The sequence below is a fragment of the Brucella intermedia LMG 3301 genome (genome assembly GCF_000182645.1).
Taxonomy (GTDB): Bacteria; Pseudomonadota; Alphaproteobacteria; order Rhizobiales; family Rhizobiaceae; genus Brucella; species Brucella intermedia.
In genome coordinates, this window is the sequence record NZ_ACQA01000002.1 from 502,257 (window position 1) to 521,224 (window position 18,968).

Consider the following 18,968-nt stretch of genomic DNA (forward strand, 5'->3'; position numbering starts at 1 on the left):
TTTTCACGCATTTCCGAACGCAAGAACCTGTCTCGCCTTTGCTGGAAATGCTCAAAATATGACCGGTGCATGATATGACGATGACGGGCAAAAGCCTTCGAAAGTTTCTGGCGGAATACAAGATCGTCGCTCTGTTGATCGTGGTTGCGCTCATATGGGCATTTTTCGCGATCCTCACCTATGACCCCGAAATGGGGCGATCGCAGTTCCTGACCGCACGCAATTTCTCCAACCTTCTGCGCCAGATGGCGATCACCGGAATGCTCGCATCCGCGATGGTGTTCGTCATCGTTGCCGGTGAAATCGATCTTTCGGTCGGGGCGCTTCTGGGGCTCCTTGGCGGCATTGCCGCCGTCCTCGATGTGCTCCTTGGATGGCCGTTATGGGCTACGATCAGTACGGTATTGGTGCTCGGCGTGGCGCTCGGCGCGTTCAATGGCTGGCTGACTGCCTATCTCGGCATACCGTCCTTCATCGTGACGCTTGGCGGCCAGCTTGTCTTTCGCGGCATCGTGCTGGGCATCATGGGCGGCGTCACCATCGCGCCCATCTCGCCGGAGTTCAAATATATCGGGCAAGGCTATCTGCCGGGATGGCTTGGCAATCTCTGTGCCATTGCGCTGTTTGGCGTGCTTATCCTGATGACGCTGCGCACGCGGGCCAGCAAGCGCAAGCATAATCTCCAGTTGCTTTCATCCGGCATGGAAGTCGCGAGGCTTCTTGGTATCGGCGTCCTGATCCTCGGCTTCATCCTGATCCTCAACAGCTATCAGGGCGTGCCCGTGCCTGTGCTGATCCTGCTGGTAATCCTTGGCGTTTTCACCGTCATCGCCAAGCAGACCGTGTTCGGTCGCCATATTTACGCGGTCGGTTCCAATACCGAAGCAACCCGCTTTTCGGGTGTGAATGTCAACTTCGTCAAGATGGCCGTCTTCGCGCTGATGGGGCTGATGGCGGCGGTGGCCGGCCTGACGACGACCTCGCGCCTTGCCGCGGGTACGCCATCGGCGGGCATGGGCGGCGAACTCGACGCCATCGCTTCCTGCTTCATCGGCGGCACGTCCATGCGCGGCGGTGTCGGCTCCGTGCTCGGCGCACTGGTCGGCGCGCTCATCATGTCGAGCCTCGACAACGGCATGTCCATGCTCGGCGTCGATACGTTCTGGCAGCAGATCATCAAGGGCAGCATTCTTGTGCTGGCGGTCTATCTCGACATCGTATCCTCGGGCGCGCGGCGCGGATGAATTCAGGCGCATCATGATCTGATGCGCCTGAAACAGCAATTTTTGCCTGAACAGGAAATGCTCCAACCGGGCTTGAGCGGTTCCTGTTCTAACAGACGCGCCGGAACCGCCTAACTATTTGTTTTATCACATTATCCAACGCAAAACCGTTTCACACTTTTGCTGGAAGTGCTCTAACCTTCCTCCACGAATACTTCGTCGCGCTTCTTGCGTACCGATGGAAGCAGCACGACCACGAGTACGGCTGCCGCTATGGCAAGCAGAATGGCGCTGATCGGTCGGGTGAAGAAGGTTGCCGGGTCGCCACGAGACAGGATCATGGCGCGCCGCAGATGTTCCTCCAGCAATGGGCCGAGAACGAAACCGAGCAGCAGGGGAGCCGGTTCGCAACGCAGCTTGGCCAGCAGGTAGCCGATGAATCCGAAGAATGCGACCGCATAGAGGTCATAGACATTCGAATTCACACTATAAACCCCGATTGAACAGAACGTCATGATAATCGGGAAGAGCACATAATAAGGCACGGTCAGAAGCTTCACCCAGAGGCCGATCAGCGGCAAATTCAGGACGATGAGCATGAGATTGCCGATCCACATGGACGCAATCACGCCCCAGAACAGGGCAGGCTGTTCCGTCGCTACGTTCGGCCCCGGCACGATGCCCTGGATGATCATCGCGCCTATCATCAGTGCCATCACCGGATTGGCAGGAATGCCCAGCGTCAACATGGGAATGAAAGATGTCTGCGCCCCGGCATTGTTGGCGGATTCCGGTCCCGCAACGCCTGCGATCGCACCTTTTCCGAATTCTTCGGGCGTGCTGGAAATGCGTTTTTCGACCGTATAGGAAGCAAAGGATGCGAGAATGGCACCGCCTCCGGGCAGAATGCCAAGCGCCGAGCCGATGACGGTTCCGCGCAGGATCGGTGCCGTCATGCGTTTGAAATCGTCACGTGTCGGCATCAGTCCTGTGACCTTTGCCATCAGCACTTCGCGCGTATGTTCGCTTTCGAGATTACGGAGGATTTCCGCAATGCCGAACACGCCTACGGCAACGGCAACGAAATTAAGCCCGTCTGCATATTCCGTGATACCGAGCGTGAAACGCGGCGCGCCGGTGTAGATGTCGGTGCCGACAAGACCGAGCAGGAGGCCCAGGACGACCATCGCCAATGCCTTGACAATGGAGCCGTGCGCCAGTGCTACGGACGACACCAGACCCACGACCATGAGCGAGAAATATTCAGCCGAGCCGAACTTCAGCGCGATTTCAGTCAGTGGCGGAGCGAACACCGCTACCAGAAATGTCGAGACAGTGCCCGCAAAGAACGAACCGATTGCCGCGATGGCAAGTGCGGCGCCAGCCCGTCCGCGTCGCGCCATCTGATAGCCATCGATGGCGGTGACGGCTGATGAAGATTCACCCGGCATGTTGATGAGGATAGCGGTCGTCGACCCACCATATTGGGCGCCGTAATAAATACCGGCGAGCATGATCAATGCCGAAACCGGATCGCCGATCTGGAACGTGACCGGGAGAAGCATGGCAATTGTCGCTGTCGCCCCGATGCCGGGCAATACGCCGATCAAGGTGCCGAGCAATACGCCGATCAGGCAGAAGCCGAGATTAGCAAGCGTCGATGCGGTGGAGAAACCAAGCGCAAGATTGCTGAAAAGTTCCATGTCCGACCTCCTAGAACGGCCACCACGGCCCGAAACGCTGGTACGGCAGCGCGAGGGCGTAGCTGAACACGATGACGGAGAAGACAGTGATTGCAGCCGCAAGAACCAGTGCTGCGAGCGGCTTCATGCGCATCGAGGCGAAAGAGGCAATGAGGCAGGTGAGGAACAATGACGGTATGAAACCGAGGCCGCGCACCGTGAGGCCGAAGAATATGGGCGCGGGCAGAATGAAGAACAGGCCGCGCCATGCGATCGGGCCCATCGGCTCACCGGAGACCCGCGTCGCCTGGATAAGTATGACCAGTCCAAGCAGGACCAGTACGCCTGAGAGAACAAGCGGGAAATATCCCGGTCCCATGCGTAGCGATGTGCCCAAGTCCAGACCCAGCGCCTGATAGGCGAAAAAGGCGCCGGTCAGTGTGAGAAGGGCACCGCATAATCCGTTGGTCGGATCGATAGAAAATTTCCTTGAGGGCTCATTCATGGGCTAATCATCTTTCGGATTTGCCGTTGAAAGGGCTATGCCGTGGCTCGGCATGTGAATGGGATCAGCTATCCCGAGGCTGCGGTTGCGAGGCGGCCTCAGGGACATGACAATCAAGGCGCGCCAGATAGCGCACCTTGATTGAAGGCCGCGACGTCAGTCCGCGTATTGTCCGGCAGCCTCGATGATCGGCTTCCAGCGTGCGACTTCGGATTCCAGCTTTGCCTTCAGCGCGGCAGGCGTGGCGTCGGATTCCGATGACGGCTTTGTGCCGAGTTCGGCGAAGCGGGCAACCACATTCGGGTCTTTCAGGGCCAGTTGGAGCGATTTCGACAACCGCTCGGTGATTGCCGCCGGGGTTCCCTTGGGGGCGTAAATGCCGTGCCAGATGCCCACTTCCATGCCGTCAAGGCCGGCTTCCTTGGTCGTGGGAAGGTCTTTCAGCACGTCCAGACGTTCGGGAGAGGTGACCGCATAGGCCTTGATCGTGCCTGCCTGAATCTGCTTGGTCGTGTTTGTGGTCTGGTCACACATGATATCGACCTGTCCGCCGAGCAAGTCAGTCATGGCCGGGCCGGTTCCCTTGTATGGAACTGTGACGAGTGGAGTTTCAATAGCGCTCATGAACAGCATTCCGCACAGATGCGAGGCAGCCCCGATGCCCGCATTGGCGACCGTTACGGTATCCTTGTTGGCCTTGGCATATTCGACCAGCCCCTTCAGATCGGTCGGCTCAAGGTCCTTGCGCGCAACGATGGTCATCGGAACTTCCGTAACCAGCCCGACATATTCGAAGCCATTCAATGTATCATAGGCAAGCTTGCGATAGAGAGTGGCGCTTGTGGCCATGCCGATATGGTGAAGCAGGAGCGTATAGCCATCCGGGTCCGCGGTTGCGACGCGCCCCGCGCCAAGTGTTCCCCCCGCGCCGCCCACATTTTCGACAATGACCTGCTGGCCGAGGTCCTTGGACATGGATTCCGCGACAAGACGGGTCACGGTGTCGGTAGGCCCGCCTGCCGCAAAAGGCACGACCATGGTAATCGTCCGTTCAGGATAGTTTTGTGCCTGTGCGGTGAAAGTTGCAGCGGAAATGGCAAGTGTCGTCGCCAGAGCGGCGATAGTCTTCATCATAGCGTCCTCCCAGACTATGTTGCGGCGGGCAAGCCCGTATTCTGAATTCAGTTCCCCACGCCTCTTTGGGCGCTTCGGGCAATCAGATGCGATATTATCAGGTCACTGCAGTAATCGCTTCCGCACCGGACTTGCTCTTGAATCGGCAATGATTTCCGGCGCGCTTCAAACAGAATGTAGATGCAACCCGGCGGCTTGCCAATGCCTGAGCTTCAACGAAAGCGCTTATACTACCAAAGTCTGGGTAGCTCGCTCTTCGGCCAGATGGTCGACGAGGGATCTGGCGGCGGCGGTCAGTTCCTCACGGGACCGCACGGCGATTACAAGATTTCTTCTGGCCCAGGCATCGGAGATCGCAACAGTCGCGATTGGCAGCGTCTTTCTGAGACGTTGGGCGGCTGTCTGCGGAATGATTGCAATCCCTGCACCGGCAGCCACCATATGGCCGACTCCTTCAAACGTGCGAAGCCTCGTCCTGATTTTGAGCCTGCCGCCCAGACGGCTCGCCTGGCTCTCGATGTGCTCCTGCAAGGCACCGGCTGAAAGGCCGATGAATTGCTCCTGCAGGATATCCGGAAAACTCACCCGCCTATAGCTGGCGAGAAGATGGTGCTTGGCCGTGATCAGCACCAGTTGATCTTTAGCAAACGGAACCCTTTCCAGACCGGTTGTATCTGCCGCGTCCGATAATATCCCGATCTCGACAAACCCGCGCAGGACGGCCCGGGCAATATCGGTGCTCTGCCGTTCCTTCAGTTCCACATCGATGCGCGGATTTTCCGCCATCCAGACGGCGAGTTTTGCCGGAAGATACTCCGTAATCGCCGCCGTATTGGCCGCAACACGGATTGCTGTACGCATGGCTTTGGCATGCAAACCCAATTCGCTATGCATATCCGCCATCTGCCGCATCACTGTTCTGGCATGATGGACAAGGGCTTCGCCCGCTTCAGTCAAGGTTACGCCCCGCCGCCCGCGCTCCAGAAGTATAACCTGTCCCGCCGCTTCCATATCGCGCAGACGCTCGCTTGCCGCTGGAAGCGAGAGGCCTACTTCCGCCGCGCCATGAGTGATGCTGCCGGTGTCGGCTACCGCAAGGAAGAGGCTAAGGTCGGTAAGATCAAAGCGCATGCCCGATGTTAGCGCGAATCCTGCCTATGGGAAAGCCGAAGGCTGGATGAGGAACTTCCGCATTCCGCCCGCTGGCCATGTCGCTATAGCAGGGACATGACTTATTCCTTCTCCCTGATCCTCACGATTGCGATTACGTTTCTCTGCGCCGGCTTCGTCAAAGGCGTGACCGGAATGGGACTGCCAACCGTCGCGATGGGCATATTGGGCGCGCTCATATCTCCGCTCGCAGCCGCGAGCCTGCTGATTATTCCCTCCTTCGTCACCAATCTGTGGCAGCTTGTGGCAGGGCCGAGTTTCGGTGCGCTCATGCTTCGCCTATGGAGCATGATGCTGGCAATTGTGGTGGGGACCATCACAGGCACCGCGGTTCTGGTCGGCGGAAATATTGCAATCACCACATCGATGCTGGGTTTTTCGCTCGTCGTCTATGCAGCCTATACGTTATTGGCCCGCCAGCTACAGGTGCCGGAAAAGCTCGAGCGTTTGCTATCCCCTGTCATCGGCCTCCTGACGGGGTTGATTGCAGGGGCAACGGGAATATTTGTCATTCCGGCAGTGCCCTATCTGAGTTCTCTGGGGCTTAGAAAAGACGATCTTGTGCAGTCGCTCGGGCTTTCCTTCACTGTTTCGACTGCCGCACTGGGCGTTGGGCTTTCAAGCAGGCAGGCCTATTCGGGCGATCTCCTGTTGATCTCCGTCCTGGCCATCGCTCCCGCACTGGCCGGGATGTTCCTCGGGCAGTTCTTTCGCCGCAAAATCCGGCCGGAAAGCTTTCGCCGTTGGTTTCTGATAGGCCTCATGGTTCTCGGACTTGAAATGGCATTGAGACCATTGTTCTCGTTAAGTTGATGAATGGAGAAGGATTTTTCCGTTCCTGCAAGCGGATACGGATTTGCTTTCTTGTTCGAATCCGGCAAGGGCAGGATATTGTTTCACCCCCAAGAGAATAGCCTTCAGCTTCAACGGTTTTTTGCTGAAGCCTCCCTATCATCGGCCTGATTGACGGAATGACCCAAAGAGATACCGAACCAAACCAGTCGCGCGCTTTCCGGCTGTTCAAGCCGGTTCTTGCCGGCGCTACGCTGCGGGAACGATCCATTGCCTGCCTCGGCGCCCTGATCGGTATCGCGCTGACCGGCTTCATTTCGAGCATGTTGCTGGGAAATGGGCCGCATCTTCCTTTGATCGTAGCACCGATCGGCGCTTCGGCAGTTCTGCTCTTTGCCGTTCCGACCAGCCCGCTGGCCCAGCCCTGGTCGATCATCGGCGGCAATACGATTTCGGCCTTCGTCGGTTTGGCCGTCACGCAGTTTGTCGATGATCCGGCGCTGGCAATCGGCCTTGGCGTGGCTCTGGCCATCGCTGCCATGTCCGTCACCCGCAGCCTTCATCCGCCCGGCGGCGCAGCCGCGCTGACCGCGGTTCTGGGGGGATCGGCGGTCGCCAAATGGGGCTTGCTGTTCCCGTTGGTGCCGGTTGCGCTGAATTCCTGCCTTCTTGTCGGACTGGGGATCCTGTTTCACAAACTGTCGCGCCGGAAATATCCGCATGTGGCTGCTGCCGCGCCGGTTAACAAGCACAGCACGGAAGACCTGCCGCCTTCGGTCCGCATGGGCATCCGCGAGGAAGATATCGACCGCGCCTTGTTGGCGTTGGATGAAAGCTTCGATATTGATCGCAACGATCTCGGACGTCTGCTGCGGCAGGTGGAGCTTGAAGTGTCCACTCGCTCGCGCGGGGATCTGACATGCGCCGATATCATGTCGCGGGATGTCGTCAGTATCGACGAAGGTGCAACCGCCAGCCAGGCGCGCGAGCTGATCCTGCGGCATAATCTGCTGACCCTGCCGGTGCGCACATCCGATGGGCGCCTGAAAGGCGTGATCGGTTTGCGTGAGTTGATGCATCCAGGCGATGATTTCAGAAACTACATCGTGGAGGCTCCCACCGCGTCACAGTCTGATCCGGTGATGAGCCTCGTGCCGAGCCTCACTGATGGTCTGGCGCATGCCGTCGTCGTCATCGACGAAATGCGCCGCATCATCGGGCTCGTATCGCAAAGCGATCTTCTGAGCACGCTTGCGCGTTCGCGTCCGAATGAAAAGCTGGTGCCTTTGAGAGCGGCATGATCGGCTGGCCCGTGCTTCCCTATTGAATTGGAACGGTTTTCCGGGCAGGGTTTGCCGACCCGGAAATCTGCAGCAGGTGTTCATGTCCGTCCAGCGCGCGAGCTTCTATATTCTTCTGGCACTGGTCACCATCGCCTTTGCGTGGTTGCTGCTGCCCTATTATTCGGCAGTCTTGTGGGCTGTTATTCTCGCCGTGGTGTTCTCGCCGGTGCAACAGCGTCTGGAACGTTTGCTCGGGGGCAGGAAGAACATTGCCGCCCTGCTTTCCGTGTTGATGTGCATCTGTCTGGTCATCATTCCGATGCTGGCGATTTTCGGTTCGCTGGTTCAGGAGGGTAACTCCCTTTATCAACGCCTGAGCAGCCGCGAGTTTGACCTGAACAGTTATATTTCCCGCATCCTGGGTGCCTTGCCGGATTCGCTGGAGGAGTGGCTGACCCGGTTTGAATTGGGTGATTTCGCGGAATGGCGCTCGCGCATTTCCTCCGCCATCATGCAGGGCAGCCAGCTTTTCGCCGGAAGGCTGGTGAGCTTCGGCCAGAATACACTGCAATTCTTCATCGGTTTCGGCATCATGCTTTACCTGCTGTTCTTCCTGTTTCGCGACGGTGCGGAGCTGGGGCGGAAGATCAGGCAGGCCATTCCGCTCAACGACGATTACACCCGGCAGTTTCTGGAAAAGTTCACAGCCGTCATCCGGGCGACCGTGAAGGGAAATATCATCATCGCCATCATTCAGGGAACGATAGGCGGGGTGACTTTCTGGCTTCTCGGCGTGGAAGCAGCCTTGCTCTGGGGCGTCATGATGACGTTCCTCTCCATGCTGCCGGCCGTCGGCGCTGCTCTTGTCTGGATACCGGCGGCGGCCTGGTTCTTTGCAAGCGGGGAGTGGATCAGCGGCGCTGTTTTGATCTTCGTCGGCGTATTCGTGATCGGACTGGTCGATAATCTCCTGCGACCGCCGCTCGTCGGAAAAGGCACCCGCATGCCTGATTATGTCGTGCTGATCTCCACGGTCGGAGGAATTTCACTGATCGGGATCAACGGTTTCGTGGTCGGCCCGCTGATTGCCGCGATGTTCATCGCCGCATGGTCGCTTCTGGCAGAAGAGCAGAAGGGCAACGGTCCTGCCCAACTGCCGAAGAGCTGAACTCACGCGACCTTCAGTTCCGCGATGGGAAGCCCGGTTTCGGTCATCTTGTTGTGGACGCCGTTTTCATCGAGAAAATGCTTCATCTCGGCATAGGTCTCGAACCAGGCCCGGTTGTATTTGTCGAAAAGAGACTGGTCCCAGTAGTCTTCCAGCCGGAAGGGCTTGTCGCTGAAGACGTCGTAACTCGGTATCTTGAAGGTCTCTGCAAATTCTGCCGTGCGGCTGTCATAGGTGAAGTAGATGGACGGAACGCCGTTGGCCAGCGCCATCAGGTTGCCGTGCAGACGATAACCAAGGACGAGTTGCTGCTTGCGCACCAGTTCCTCGTAATCTGCGACGACATCCGAGTAGAACATGCGATGGCGATAGAGGTTTTCCACCGTTTCGTCGAAATACCAGTCTGCTGTCCAGCGATGCGCCTTGAGGGCCGCAATGGCCTCTTCCTTCTGCTCCGCTGTCCCGAGGACCATCTTCTTTTCATCGATCTCGCCCTGCGCCATCAAGGTTACATCGAAGCGTTGGGCCATGGATTTGATGAGGTCGCGGTGCCGGGTCAGATATTGCTCGATGTCCTGCGCATAGGCAGGCGACACCTCGCGGCGAACCGTAACGCCGACCTGGGCAACGTTTTCCAGCGGCGGCAGTTTGATGCGCAGATGCTGGTTGTTGCGGCGAAACGCGGTCGGGCAACCGATGACCCGCACATTGCGGATGCCAATATCGTTGAGCACCTGGGCCGTATAAGCACCGCGCACACCGATGGATGTTGTGGAATCCGCGATGATGCGCAGGACCGCCTTCGTCTCTTCTGAAAGCTGTATTTCCCCTCTGACCGGCGCCTGCGCTCCAACGCCGAATGCGATGACCGGCAGTTTCAGCCGCTGCAATACCGGGATCGTGTCGCGCCAGTTCATATCCTTGTTGATATAGTTCGAGCCACGCAGGATCACATAATCATATTCTTCGCGCAGCTGATCGATCTTTTCCGGGGAAAAATTGGTGATCGGGAGTTCGGAAGCCTTCTCGTAATCCATGAGCTTCAACGATGACTCGAAGACGAAGGCGTCGCCGATATTGTGATAATGATTGATGCTGCCCTGAACGTCGGTATGACGATACCAGCGGACATTGTCGTGATCGTACACTTCTCCCGCAGGGATCATGACGAGGGCGCGTGCCATACGGTTTTCCTTCTGTTTCAATAAGGTCAAGCCAGGCTCAGCTTGCCTGTGAAAGAGCAGTTTGCGTAACTGCCGGTTTCTGTCTGCGCGGTTTTGACTCCCGCAACCGGTTATAGAGATCGAGGTGCTCCTTCGCACAGTCGATATAATGGACCGGATTGCGGATGGATTGATGCAATCTGTCCCACACGCCCGATTCGCTCAGCACTTCCGTAAAGCGGTCGGCCAGATCCTCGGCGCTGCGCACCCGGAAATGCAGGCCGTCTTCGCCGTCGCGAATCTTCTCCGCCATGCCGCCGATGTTCGAGCAAATGACCGGGCGTCGATGATGCAAGGCCTCCTGAATGACGATAGGTGAGTTTTCCCACCAGATCGAAGGCATGACCACCCAGTCCACAGACTGCATGAGGCGTGGCATTTCGGCATTCTGGTAAGCGCCATAGAAGCGCACGCGCGGACCAGCCTCCTCGATCAGTTTGTGCATGCGCTCCTGAAAGGCGGGTGGCTGCTTCTCCAGATTGCCTCCGAAGATCATCAGCCGGGAATCCTCACCCCAGACCTGTTCCGGGACACGGGATACCGCATCGACCAGCACGTCTATGCCCTTGAAAGGATTGATCTGACCGAAAAAGGCAAAGCGGTTGCGGCGCGGGTTCGGCCCGGTCAACTCACGTGGAGGGGTGACATCGCGGATGGCTATGCCGTTTTCGATGACTTCCATCTTGTCCGGATCGAGGCCCCATTCGAGATAGCGATTGGCGAGGAATTCGCTCGGTGAAACGAAGGCGTCGGCAAGTTCCAGCATGCCGCGCACAAAGCGTTCCCGCTTGAGAAAGCGCGCTGGCGGTATCTGCGGAAAACAGGCGTGGCAATCGATGGGGGACGCCTCGCTGCACAGCTTCGATGTGCCGGCTTTGACCATCTGGCCGTCATTGTTGCAGATGGACAGAAACTCGTGAAAAGTCACGAGAATGATCCGGTCCGGCAACGCTTCGCGGATGGCGTAGAGGGTCTCCAGCCCGAGGCCCAGGACATGGTGGAAATGCACGATGTCGGGGTCGTAGTCTCGGACGAAGCGCAGCAGGTCGCGGCGGATTTCATCGGTATTCTTGTTCGACAGATAAAAATGGTCGTATTCGTCGGCATGAAACAGGATTTCATCGCTGGCGCGCCGCATGCTCATGAGCGCCGTCGTGCCATGTCGCGGGATCGGATGGGCCGCACGCGCCAGATAGACCGACTGCACCTCGGGAATGCTGTTCAACCCCTTGTGCAGATTGTAGGAAGCGATTTCACCGCCCCCCAGAGAGATCGAGGGGTGGGCGTGCGAGATGACGAGAACCCGGAGTTTATCGCTCATGCAAGTTCCTCCGCCTGAGCCTTGCGCCTGCCAGCGAGAATGGAGGACCAACGCGCATCGAAGACCTGCCGGTCAATGCGCTCGATGAGTGCGATGGTCGATGCCCTGTCGGTAACGGATGTGTCGTCCGCTCCAAGCATCTGGGCCGAAGGCAACCAATAGGAGCGCAAGCCTGATTGTTTCAGTTTCAATCCGAGATCCAGTCCCTTTTCGTGGGTGCCGAGATAGCCGCGCGTGAAGCCGCCGACCGAAAACAGCGCTTCGCGGGGAAGGATGCAGCACTCGAACGTCGCCGTTGCGACTTCCGTCAACGACATTCCCGATACGGCGTCGATGGGATAACCCGCATAGCGGCTGATCAGGGCCCGATCCGCCGACATGCCGGAGGGCGGACCCGCAACCCAGGTTCCAGCCCAGCGGATTGAATCATCTTCATAGGCAAGGGTGGGTGACAGGACGCAGTCCTTGTGCGCTTCATAGGCGCTGATGAGCTTGTTCAGCCATCCGGCGCGGCGCGGCAGCAGCGATCCGGCCAGGAATATGACCTGATCCGTTGTAACCGTGCGGGCGCCGACTTCCAGCGCATCGTAGAGGTCCTCGGAACCGGTCGCTGAAACGAGCCGGATGCGCAGGCGGTAGAAATCGGCAAGGCGTCTGATCTGTACGCCGATGCGGTCGATGATCTCGCTTGCCGCCGCAATCACGATCGGGGCGATCCGGGTTTCCGGATCGAGCGCGAGCAGTGCAAGCAAGGCTTCGATCTCCTCGACGCGTTCATCGATGCCGATGATGATCGCAGGCCCTATCGCATCCTCGAAGGGGCCGAGATCGACAACGCCGAAGACTTCAGGCGCAGGGCGGCTGACGCCGCGCAGCAATGGAACGAGTTGCTGGTCCACGATATGGCGCAGAGCCCATGCGTTCGGATCGGTTGCCCTGATTTGCCGGACGATGGCTTCGCGGGACGTGACGCGGGTGGGCGTCAATGGAAAAAAGGCGCGTCGCCCATCGCTGATCGAAAGTTCGAGGTAGAACGGCGAGGTGCTGTCACCGGCAAGTTCCGGGGCGAAGGCCACGAACCCATGGGCGTGACGGCTGGGGTCGAGCCCGGCATTGAACGGCGGCTGATTGTCGAATTCGCGGGTTACATCAGGCCTGTCTATACGGGTCCAGCTTGTGTCGATCTGGATTTCACCGCGATGGCGGCGGAGTTTCACGCTTTCCACATGGCTGTCAGGATCGAGCAGCCAGCCGGAAACAAGCATGCCACTTCCTTCCACACGGAAGGCATTGTCTATTCCCATCCGGACGGGAAAGGGGAGGCCGGATACCGTGTCGGCGCCATCGAAGCGGTTGGCGGCAGACCGCATGCGCAGCAGAATGTCTGTCGAGCTGCGTACCCGTGGCAGGATCGCCCGTATGTGGCCCGGCGTCTCACGCGAGCCGGACAACAGCCTGCGGTCATAGACTTCGGTAAAACGCCAGCCCCGCCGCCCGCGAAACAGAAGCCGTTCGATATCGGTCGGTTCGACCGGCTCATTGGCAACCAGAAGTCCTGCAAATCCTGATGCTTCATCATTCAGGTCCGGCCGTGCAAAGACGCTGATCGCGCACTCCGCGAGGGATGGATTTTTGCCGCTGATCAGCAGCCGGGTAACAGCAGGCGTCAGGTCCTGTGCCCAGCCCTGAACAAAAATTTCGCCTTCGTCGCTGCCGCCGATGAGTTCGATACAGCCGTCGGAGCGGGCTCCCGCCTGCAACAGAACGGTGATCGCCGAAAGTTTCTTCCGGCTGATAGGGCCGGAGATCAGCCCTTCCACCAGTTCATCGATGACGCCAGGCAGGCTCGGTCCGGCCAGATCGCCAATCATGGCGACAAAATCCGCGATAGAAGCAGAACGCGACGCGAAATTGTAGCGAGCGACCTTCGCCCGATGCTGGAACATGATGGTCTTCAGGACGCCACGGCGCAGAGCAGCCGTTGGCACGATGGCGACGAAACCATGGGTTCCCGCAGGGGAAGGTTCCTTGAGCGGCCATGTGATCAGGCTTGTTTTCACGCTCATGGCAGGATCGCCGTTGAGAAAGGCCGTGACCTGATCGTTTGCGGCGCTGCCGATGCCAAGCACCAGCACCAGCATGTCTTCGATCACGCTGCCCACGACCATTTCGCCCTCCATCATCATGGGAGGACGATCCGGAGACCGGGAAGGTCTTGCAGCCGGCTGCTGTGCGACAGGTCTTTCGTCTTGCGCCATGGACGTCCCCTCAGGGCATGACTGCAAGGGTCAGAAGGGCACCGGCGACGAAACCAGCCAGCACGAACATCAGCATGAACAGAAGCTTGATGTCGCCGCTGCTGCGCTTGCGCACGTCTTCCATGCGCTGTTCCAATCCGGCGACAACACCGTCCATGCGCATAATGTGCACATCAAGCTCGGTCATGCGCTGATGAAGATCGGTGCGCAGGCCATCAACGGAACTGGCAATGTCCAGCAATTCGGCGGGGGCTGCATTGCCGGATGCGTCGAGGGTCGGCGCGACGCGTTGCAGCGAACGCTGGTTGACCTGCAACTGGCGTTGCGCCGCCATCAGCATGTCGAGCTTGTCCAGAATGCGTGTCATGGGTGCTGCGATAAGCGCTTCGGCGGCCTGTTCGTCGGGCTTCGGCACGCGCAGTTTTTGCTCGCCGCCTGCGGCGTTGGCGGCAACGACGACAAGTTCGCCAGCCCGTGCAGCGGCGAATTGCGGCAGCATCACTTCAAAGGCGTGCTTGCCATCGCCGATACCATTGCGCTTCAGGTCGGGGCGATCCTTGTCGGCCGGAGCTTCAGCGATAGGCTTGTCATCCAGCAGAACCCGGATCAGAAGCCGTTCGGTCGGGACCGAAGGATCGAAGGCCCAGCCATAGAGGCGGCCTTCCTCGATGGCGTCAACGCGTCCTTTCATGGCTTCGGTCCTTTGAGGTCCGGCGGCGGCATTGGGTGTTGCTGCCTGCTTTGCTTCCCCCTCGGTTGGAACTTTGGTCGCGATGTTCATGATTTACCTCTCATGCTGCCTCGACACGCGCGATCCGCAATGTCCCGATCAGATCGAGATAGCGTGCTGCCGTGGTGTCGATGGTGTCCGGATGACGTGCATTCGCGCTGAGCGACTGGCGCAGATCCGGGTTTTCCGCCATTCGACGCATCGCCTGGGCGAGCGCGAGCGGATCGTTCGGCGGAACGGTGAGGCCATTGACCTCATGTTCAATCATTTCGGCCATTCCACCGATATTGCTGCATATGACGGGACGGTTCTGTCCCTGCGCTTCCTGAATGACAAGCGGAGCGTTTTCCCACCAGATCGACGGCATTATGGCGCAATCGACGGTCTGGATCAGTTGGGCGATGTCATCGCGCCGATAAGCACCCCGACGCTGGACGAAAGGATATGTCTCTGCAAAGAGCCGCTCGATTTCACTGACGAAGCTTTCGCTTTGAAATGGCGCTGCACCATGGACCCGCAGTTCGAAATCGAAGTCTTCCGATATAAGCTGCCGTGCTGCTTCCAGCAGCACTGTTGCGCCTTTCCACGGATTGAGATTGCCAAAATAGCCAAAGACCGGCTTGCTGCGCTCGATTTGCTTTGTTTCGAGGGAAGGGCGCTCCGGTTGACCATTGTGAATGACGCTGATCAACTCTTCCGCGAGACCCCATTCCACATAGCGTTGCTTGAGAAACTCGCTCGGTGAAACGAACGCATCGACAGCGCTCAAGAGCGATTTGATATGCCGTTCGCGCAGCACGAATTTATCGAGCGCAATGTCCTTGAAACAGGCATGGCAGCGGTCGGGACTTGCACCATGGCAAAGCTCCTTGCCCGTGGTGCGGACCATCAATCCATCATGGTGGCAGATGGGATAATAGTCGTGCAAAGTCAGTAGGATACGGCAATCCGGCAACGTGCGGCGCACAATATGCGGGAATTCGGCGCCGAGCAAAAGCAGATGGTGCAGATGCACGACGTCGGGCCGGAAGTCCTGCAGCAGTTCGACAATGTCGGGAACAATCCCGTAAAGGTCGATCTGGCTCATGTAGAAGAGGTCGAAATGACCGGACCAGAGCAGGATTTCATCGCCGCCATTGCCAATGCTCTGGAAGCTTGTTCCGGGGCGGGCCTCGCGGTGCACCTTGTTGGTGGCGCCTATGAACATGGCTTCGCAACCGGCGCGCTGATAGGCGCGAAACAGGTCGTGCGCAAAAATTTCCGTTCCGCCGGGATGAAGCGACGGGTGATTATGAGCCGCGATGAGGACGCGTTGGGCCATCAGGCAGCACCTCGCGAAGCGATGAAAATATCCTGATAATGATCCGCCTCGATGCCGCGCCAGTGACCGAAGGATTTTGCTTCGAGCGACAGTTTTGCACCGGCAAGCGCACGGTCCAGAAAGCCATTTTCAAACCCGACTGCCGCCAGCGGCGGCAGTTCCGGCACAAACCAGCATGGTCCGCTTCCATGACGCTCGAATGCTAGTCGCTTGTCACGTTTGCCGTGACGGTCGCGTGCGGCCACATCGTCCACGACGAATGCGGTCATGAACAATTTTCCGCCAGGAGCGAGAACGCGGGAAACCTGTTCGAGATAGGTTTTAACCTCGTCGGACGGCAGATGGGTGACTACCGACGTCATGATGACGAAGTCGAAACTCCTGTCAGCGAAAGGCAGGACGAGACTGAGCCCGTTGACCGCCCCTTTTGGATTATAGAGGTCATGGGCGATATCGATGTGGCGGAACTCGAAGTTCGGGTAGCGCGACGTGATGTTCTGGCGGCACCAGTTTACGCCACCTGACACGGGATCAATACCGGAATAAAGGGCTTTTGCCGGGTCGAGATATTGCGTCAGCGGCACTGCCATGCGACCGATGCCGGAACCGATGTCGAGCACGCGCGCGTCGGGCCGAAGGCCGCCCTTGCGAATGAAATGCCCGAGAAACTCTGCGCCGACCGCGCGATAATCGCCATCGCCGACGAATACGCTGTTCGGATCGGGCGAGGGCAAGAAGCGGTTTTTCAATACCGACTGCATCAGCCAGTCGATCTGCACATCCGGTATTGCTGGTTTGGCTTCAGGTTCTGGCTGTTTCAGCGCTACCACGTCCGTCAAGCGGCGCTCCTTTCAGATTTGGTCATGATGACATTCGACAGGTCGACAGTGCGCTCCTGTTCCTGCGGCAGAGCCATCAATTCGGTAATGTCGTCGTCCCAGCGCTGTGTATGGAGCCAGGAATTGTATTGGCTGGCGAGGCCGCGCATGTAATCCGCGCTGCGGCGGATCGAGCGGCGCTCGAAATGGTAAAGCGCTATGGAAGGCTCGTAGAATATCTGGAAGCCAAGCTGCCTGATCTTCAGGCAAAGATCGCTGTCCTCATAGTCGCCGATGACATAGTCTTCCGTATAGCCACCGACGAGATCGAAGATATCCTTGCGCGTTATAAGGCAGGCACCGGTAACGCCGGGCACTTCGCGCGGACGGAGTGCCGGTGGATAGTTACCCGGCATGCCTTTGTAATAGTGATGGTTGAGCCAGATGCCCTGACGGTCGCGGGCGAAATAAAGCCCGCCATGCTGAAGCGAGCCGTCCTCAAACAGGAGGCGAGGACCGATTGCCCCAAGCTTGGGCTGATCGAACAAAGGCTGGATCAGTTGCTGCAACCAGCCATGTTCCGCAGGCACGACGTCCGAATTCAACATCACGATGGTTGTTCCGGTCGCAATGCTGGCACCTGCATTGCAGGCACGCGCATAGCCGCCATTGCGGTTCATGATTGCCAGCTTGAACGACATATCGTGCAGGATGTGCAGCCCACCCAGCATGTGCTCGGTGTCGTCCTGAATTTCAGGAGAATCCAGCACGAAGATGAACTCTGCATTCTCCACCAGCCACGGGTCTGTCGCCATGGATGAAAACTGGAAACGCAGGAAATCAAGATTGCGATAGAGTGGAATAACGATGGACGCGAGCGGGGAGGCAGGCGTCGTTCCGAATTCCTTCACCTCGGCTATGTGCACCGTTGCAGCGAGCTTCTTTTCAACTTCGGTGAGGGCCGGTCCCAGAATATGGGAGAATACGTGTGGCCTTGCCTGTTGCGGCGGCACGGACCGCAAAATGCGGTTGCGCTGCGCGGATGGCTCGAAGGGCTGGGGTGCGGGCACCAGAGGCGCGGTCGCGCCGGAAGCAAGGCGCAACTGGAAACGTGGCTGCAGGAGGGGTCCAAGATTCTGCACCGAAGGAAGCCAGGCGACGAAACCCGTCACATCCTGCTGGGGTGTATCTTCGCGCTTGGCCACCTTGCCGGGAAATTTGTGGAAGTTCGGCTTCAGCGACAATGCGCTTCCGTTCTCCGGGAGATATTCGATATCCGCAAGCATGGCGGCGGGATCATGCATCCATCCACCCACGATCAGCCCGCCATCGAGCGCCAGAGCGAGATCGATTTCAGCGGCCGGATGGGTGGCAGACTGTGCAATCTGGCGGACGGGCAGGGGCGTGCGCGTTTGCAAATCAATGGCGACTGCCGCACCCGCAGGGCTTAGCTTGCCGAGCTGGCGAACAAGAAACTCCCGCAAGGCGCCATTGCCCTGCCATTTGGTCCACCATTTGGCAAAATCCGTTTGTTCACTAGCGCTCGCAAGCTTGCGAACGGCGACACCTTTCTGTCCCGTGAGCACCAGCAGAAGCGATGAGGGCAGGTCTTGCGCTGCTTCCAGCAGAAGATGGCATGGCTGCCAGGCGCTGCGCGCCTGCCTGCCCACCACAAAGCGTGGTGGAATGACCATCACGCTGCCGGAAGTGATGCCATAGATAGCCGAAATCTCGCCCAGCATCGGGTCGACCGCTGTTTCAAGGAGGTGATGTCCCTGAACAGGTTCGCCGCAATGCTGGGCCTCGCGCGGTTCCGGCGTCAATGCGAAAGTCAGGTCCCGCACGAGGGATGCGAAAGTCTGGTTTCGCGAAAGCCGGAAAGTGCTGCGCCACGTGGTCAGAATAGTGGTGAGAAGCTTGATATGTCCGGGGAGCGTCAGATCGCTTACGACATATTCGACGTCGAAAGGGGCAAGTTCCTTTGCCGGATATACGACCGCTTGCGCCGTCGGGCCAAGAGACCCTGCCGAGAGCGAAAGTTCCGCGGGTTCACTGCCGGTACGCATGGCCCAGAACATGCGCAGGCCCCCATTTTCAAGCGGAATGCCGACGCTCAGCAAGGGGACCGGCTGAACGGGCATTTCAAATGTGCATTTGGTGGTCGTGCGAGCCGGGCCTGGAATATCCCAGATGACCACAGCCACATCGGCGCAAAGACGGCAAATGGAGAGGTTCTCGGTTTTGCTTTCAATGTCCGCCGAATGGTCGAGGTTCAATGTGTGGCCCTTTCATTCTTGCAGAAAAGTTCAGCTTGCAGGAGGTCCGGACACCCAACGGGGA

The 18,968-nt window shown here is 58.5% G+C and carries 15 protein-coding genes; 4 read left to right on the forward strand and 11 right to left on the reverse strand.

Annotated features, from left to right (window positions below):
• Positions 1-74: 74 nt before the first annotated feature.
• Positions 75-1,244 carry a sugar ABC transporter permease gene (locus tag OINT_RS14835; protein ID WP_006470332.1) on the forward strand — a complete coding sequence of 390 codons (1,170 nt, stop codon included), beginning with the start codon at positions 75-77 and terminating at the stop codon, positions 1,242-1,244.
• Between the two features lie 173 nt (positions 1,245-1,417).
• Here OINT_RS14835 and OINT_RS14840 read toward each other — a convergent pair whose 3' ends face one another.
• The 4 genes from OINT_RS14840 to OINT_RS14855 all read right to left on the reverse strand — a co-directional run bounded on the left by OINT_RS14840 (position 1,418) and on the right by OINT_RS14855 (position 5,675).
• The gene (locus tag OINT_RS14840) at positions 1,418-2,926 is read right to left on the reverse strand and encodes a tripartite tricarboxylate transporter permease (RefSeq protein ID WP_006468677.1); all 1,509 of its coding nucleotides are present in this window, start codon (positions 2,924-2,926) and stop codon (positions 1,418-1,420) included.
• A gap of 10 nt (positions 2,927-2,936) precedes the next feature.
• The gene (locus OINT_RS14845) at positions 2,937-3,410 is read right to left on the reverse strand and encodes a tripartite tricarboxylate transporter TctB family protein (RefSeq protein ID WP_006468678.1); all 474 of its coding nucleotides are present in this window, start codon (positions 3,408-3,410) and stop codon (positions 2,937-2,939) included.
• 156 nt (positions 3,411-3,566) lie between these two features.
• Positions 3,567-4,544, reverse strand: a complete 978-nt coding sequence (locus OINT_RS14850; protein WP_006468679.1) for a tripartite tricarboxylate transporter substrate-binding protein — start codon at positions 4,542-4,544, stop codon at positions 3,567-3,569.
• A 225-nt stretch (positions 4,545-4,769) separates the two neighbouring features.
• Entirely contained in the window at positions 4,770-5,675 is a 906-nt protein-coding gene (locus tag OINT_RS14855; RefSeq protein ID WP_006468681.1) for a LysR substrate-binding domain-containing protein, read from the reverse strand.
• A gap of 96 nt (positions 5,676-5,771) precedes the next feature.
• On the opposite strand from OINT_RS14855, the gene OINT_RS14860 reads away from it, so the two are divergent.
• The 3 genes from OINT_RS14860 to OINT_RS14870 all read left to right on the forward strand — a co-directional run bounded on the left by OINT_RS14860 (position 5,772) and on the right by OINT_RS14870 (position 8,957).
• Entirely contained in the window at positions 5,772-6,527 is a 756-nt protein-coding gene (locus tag OINT_RS14860; protein WP_006468682.1) for a sulfite exporter TauE/SafE family protein, read from the forward strand.
• A 158-nt stretch (positions 6,528-6,685) separates the two neighbouring features.
• Complete coding sequence (locus OINT_RS14865; protein WP_006468684.1) at positions 6,686-7,807, forward strand: HPP family protein; 1,122 nt, start codon at positions 6,686-6,688, stop codon at positions 7,805-7,807.
• Positions 7,808-7,889: 82 nt separating this feature from the next.
• Positions 7,890-8,957 (forward strand): AI-2E family transporter, encoded by a 1,068-nt coding sequence (locus OINT_RS14870; RefSeq protein WP_006470329.1) that lies wholly within the window; start codon positions 7,890-7,892, stop codon positions 8,955-8,957.
• 2 nt (positions 8,958-8,959) lie between these two features.
• Here OINT_RS14870 and OINT_RS14875 read toward each other — a convergent pair whose 3' ends face one another.
• The 7 genes from OINT_RS14875 to OINT_RS14905 are packed head-to-tail and all read right to left on the reverse strand — an operon-like array spanning position 8,960 to position 18,904.
• Entirely contained in the window at positions 8,960-10,141 is a 1,182-nt protein-coding gene (locus OINT_RS14875; protein WP_006470328.1) for a polysaccharide pyruvyl transferase family protein, read from the reverse strand.
• 37 nt (positions 10,142-10,178) lie between these two features.
• A complete protein-coding gene (locus OINT_RS14880) occupies positions 10,179-11,501 on the reverse strand; it encodes a glycosyltransferase family 4 protein (protein WP_039853230.1) in 1,323 nt (440 codons plus the stop codon).
• The gene (locus tag OINT_RS14885; RefSeq protein ID WP_036564550.1) at positions 11,498-13,759 is read right to left on the reverse strand and encodes a glycosyltransferase family 2 protein; all 2,262 of its coding nucleotides are present in this window, start codon (positions 13,757-13,759) and stop codon (positions 11,498-11,500) included. The genes OINT_RS14880 and OINT_RS14885 overlap by 4 nt, the downstream gene beginning before the upstream one ends.
• Before the next feature lie 10 nt (positions 13,760-13,769).
• On the reverse strand, positions 13,770-14,540 hold the full coding sequence (locus OINT_RS14890; protein ID WP_006468687.1) for a hypothetical protein: 771 nt from the start codon (positions 14,538-14,540) through the stop codon (positions 13,770-13,772).
• Between the two features lie 10 nt (positions 14,541-14,550).
• Positions 14,551-15,810, reverse strand: a complete 1,260-nt coding sequence (locus OINT_RS14895; RefSeq protein WP_006468688.1) for a glycosyltransferase family 4 protein — start codon at positions 15,808-15,810, stop codon at positions 14,551-14,553.
• Positions 15,810-16,649, reverse strand: coding sequence for a class I SAM-dependent methyltransferase (locus OINT_RS14900; RefSeq protein WP_006468689.1), 840 nt, complete (start codon positions 16,647-16,649; stop codon positions 15,810-15,812). The genes OINT_RS14895 and OINT_RS14900 overlap by 1 nt, the downstream gene beginning before the upstream one ends.
• Positions 16,646-18,904, reverse strand: coding sequence for a glycosyltransferase family 2 protein (locus OINT_RS14905; RefSeq protein ID WP_006468690.1), 2,259 nt, complete (start codon positions 18,902-18,904; stop codon positions 16,646-16,648). Before OINT_RS14905 ends, OINT_RS14900 begins: the two co-directional genes overlap by 4 nt.
• Positions 18,905-18,968 lie beyond the last annotated feature (64 nt).

Bases quoted from the DNA above. Each gene is read 5' to 3' on its own strand.
- OINT_RS14850 (WP_006468679.1), bottom strand. From the start codon at position 4,544: ATGATGAAGACTATCGCCGCTCTGGCGACGACACTTGCCATTTCCGCT.
- OINT_RS14880 (WP_039853230.1), bottom strand. From the start codon at position 11,501: ATGAGCGATAAACTCCGGGTTCTCGTCATCTCGCACGCCCACCCCTCG.
- OINT_RS14890 (WP_006468687.1), bottom strand. From the start codon at position 14,540: ATGAACATCGCGACCAAAGTTCCAACCGAGGGGGAAGCAAAGCAGGCA.
- OINT_RS14865 (WP_006468684.1), top strand. From the start codon at position 6,686: ATGACCCAAAGAGATACCGAACCAAACCAGTCGCGCGCTTTCCGGCTG.
- OINT_RS14895 (WP_006468688.1), bottom strand. From the start codon at position 15,810: ATGGCCCAACGCGTCCTCATCGCGGCTCATAATCACCCGTCGCTTCAT.
- OINT_RS14885 (WP_036564550.1), bottom strand. From the start codon at position 13,759: ATGGCGCAAGACGAAAGACCTGTCGCACAGCAGCCGGCTGCAAGACCT.
- OINT_RS14860 (WP_006468682.1), top strand. From the start codon at position 5,772: ATGACTTATTCCTTCTCCCTGATCCTCACGATTGCGATTACGTTTCTC.
- OINT_RS14875 (WP_006470328.1), bottom strand. From the start codon at position 10,141: ATGGCACGCGCCCTCGTCATGATCCCTGCGGGAGAAGTGTACGATCAC.
- OINT_RS14855 (WP_006468681.1), bottom strand. From the start codon at position 5,675: ATGCGCTTTGATCTTACCGACCTTAGCCTCTTCCTTGCGGTAGCCGAC.
- OINT_RS14845 (WP_006468678.1), bottom strand. From the start codon at position 3,410: ATGAATGAGCCCTCAAGGAAATTTTCTATCGATCCGACCAACGGATTA.
- OINT_RS14870 (WP_006470329.1), top strand. From the start codon at position 7,890: ATGTCCGTCCAGCGCGCGAGCTTCTATATTCTTCTGGCACTGGTCACC.
- OINT_RS14835 (WP_006470332.1), top strand. From the start codon at position 75: ATGACGATGACGGGCAAAAGCCTTCGAAAGTTTCTGGCGGAATACAAG.
- OINT_RS14840 (WP_006468677.1), bottom strand. From the start codon at position 2,926: ATGGAACTTTTCAGCAATCTTGCGCTTGGTTTCTCCACCGCATCGACG.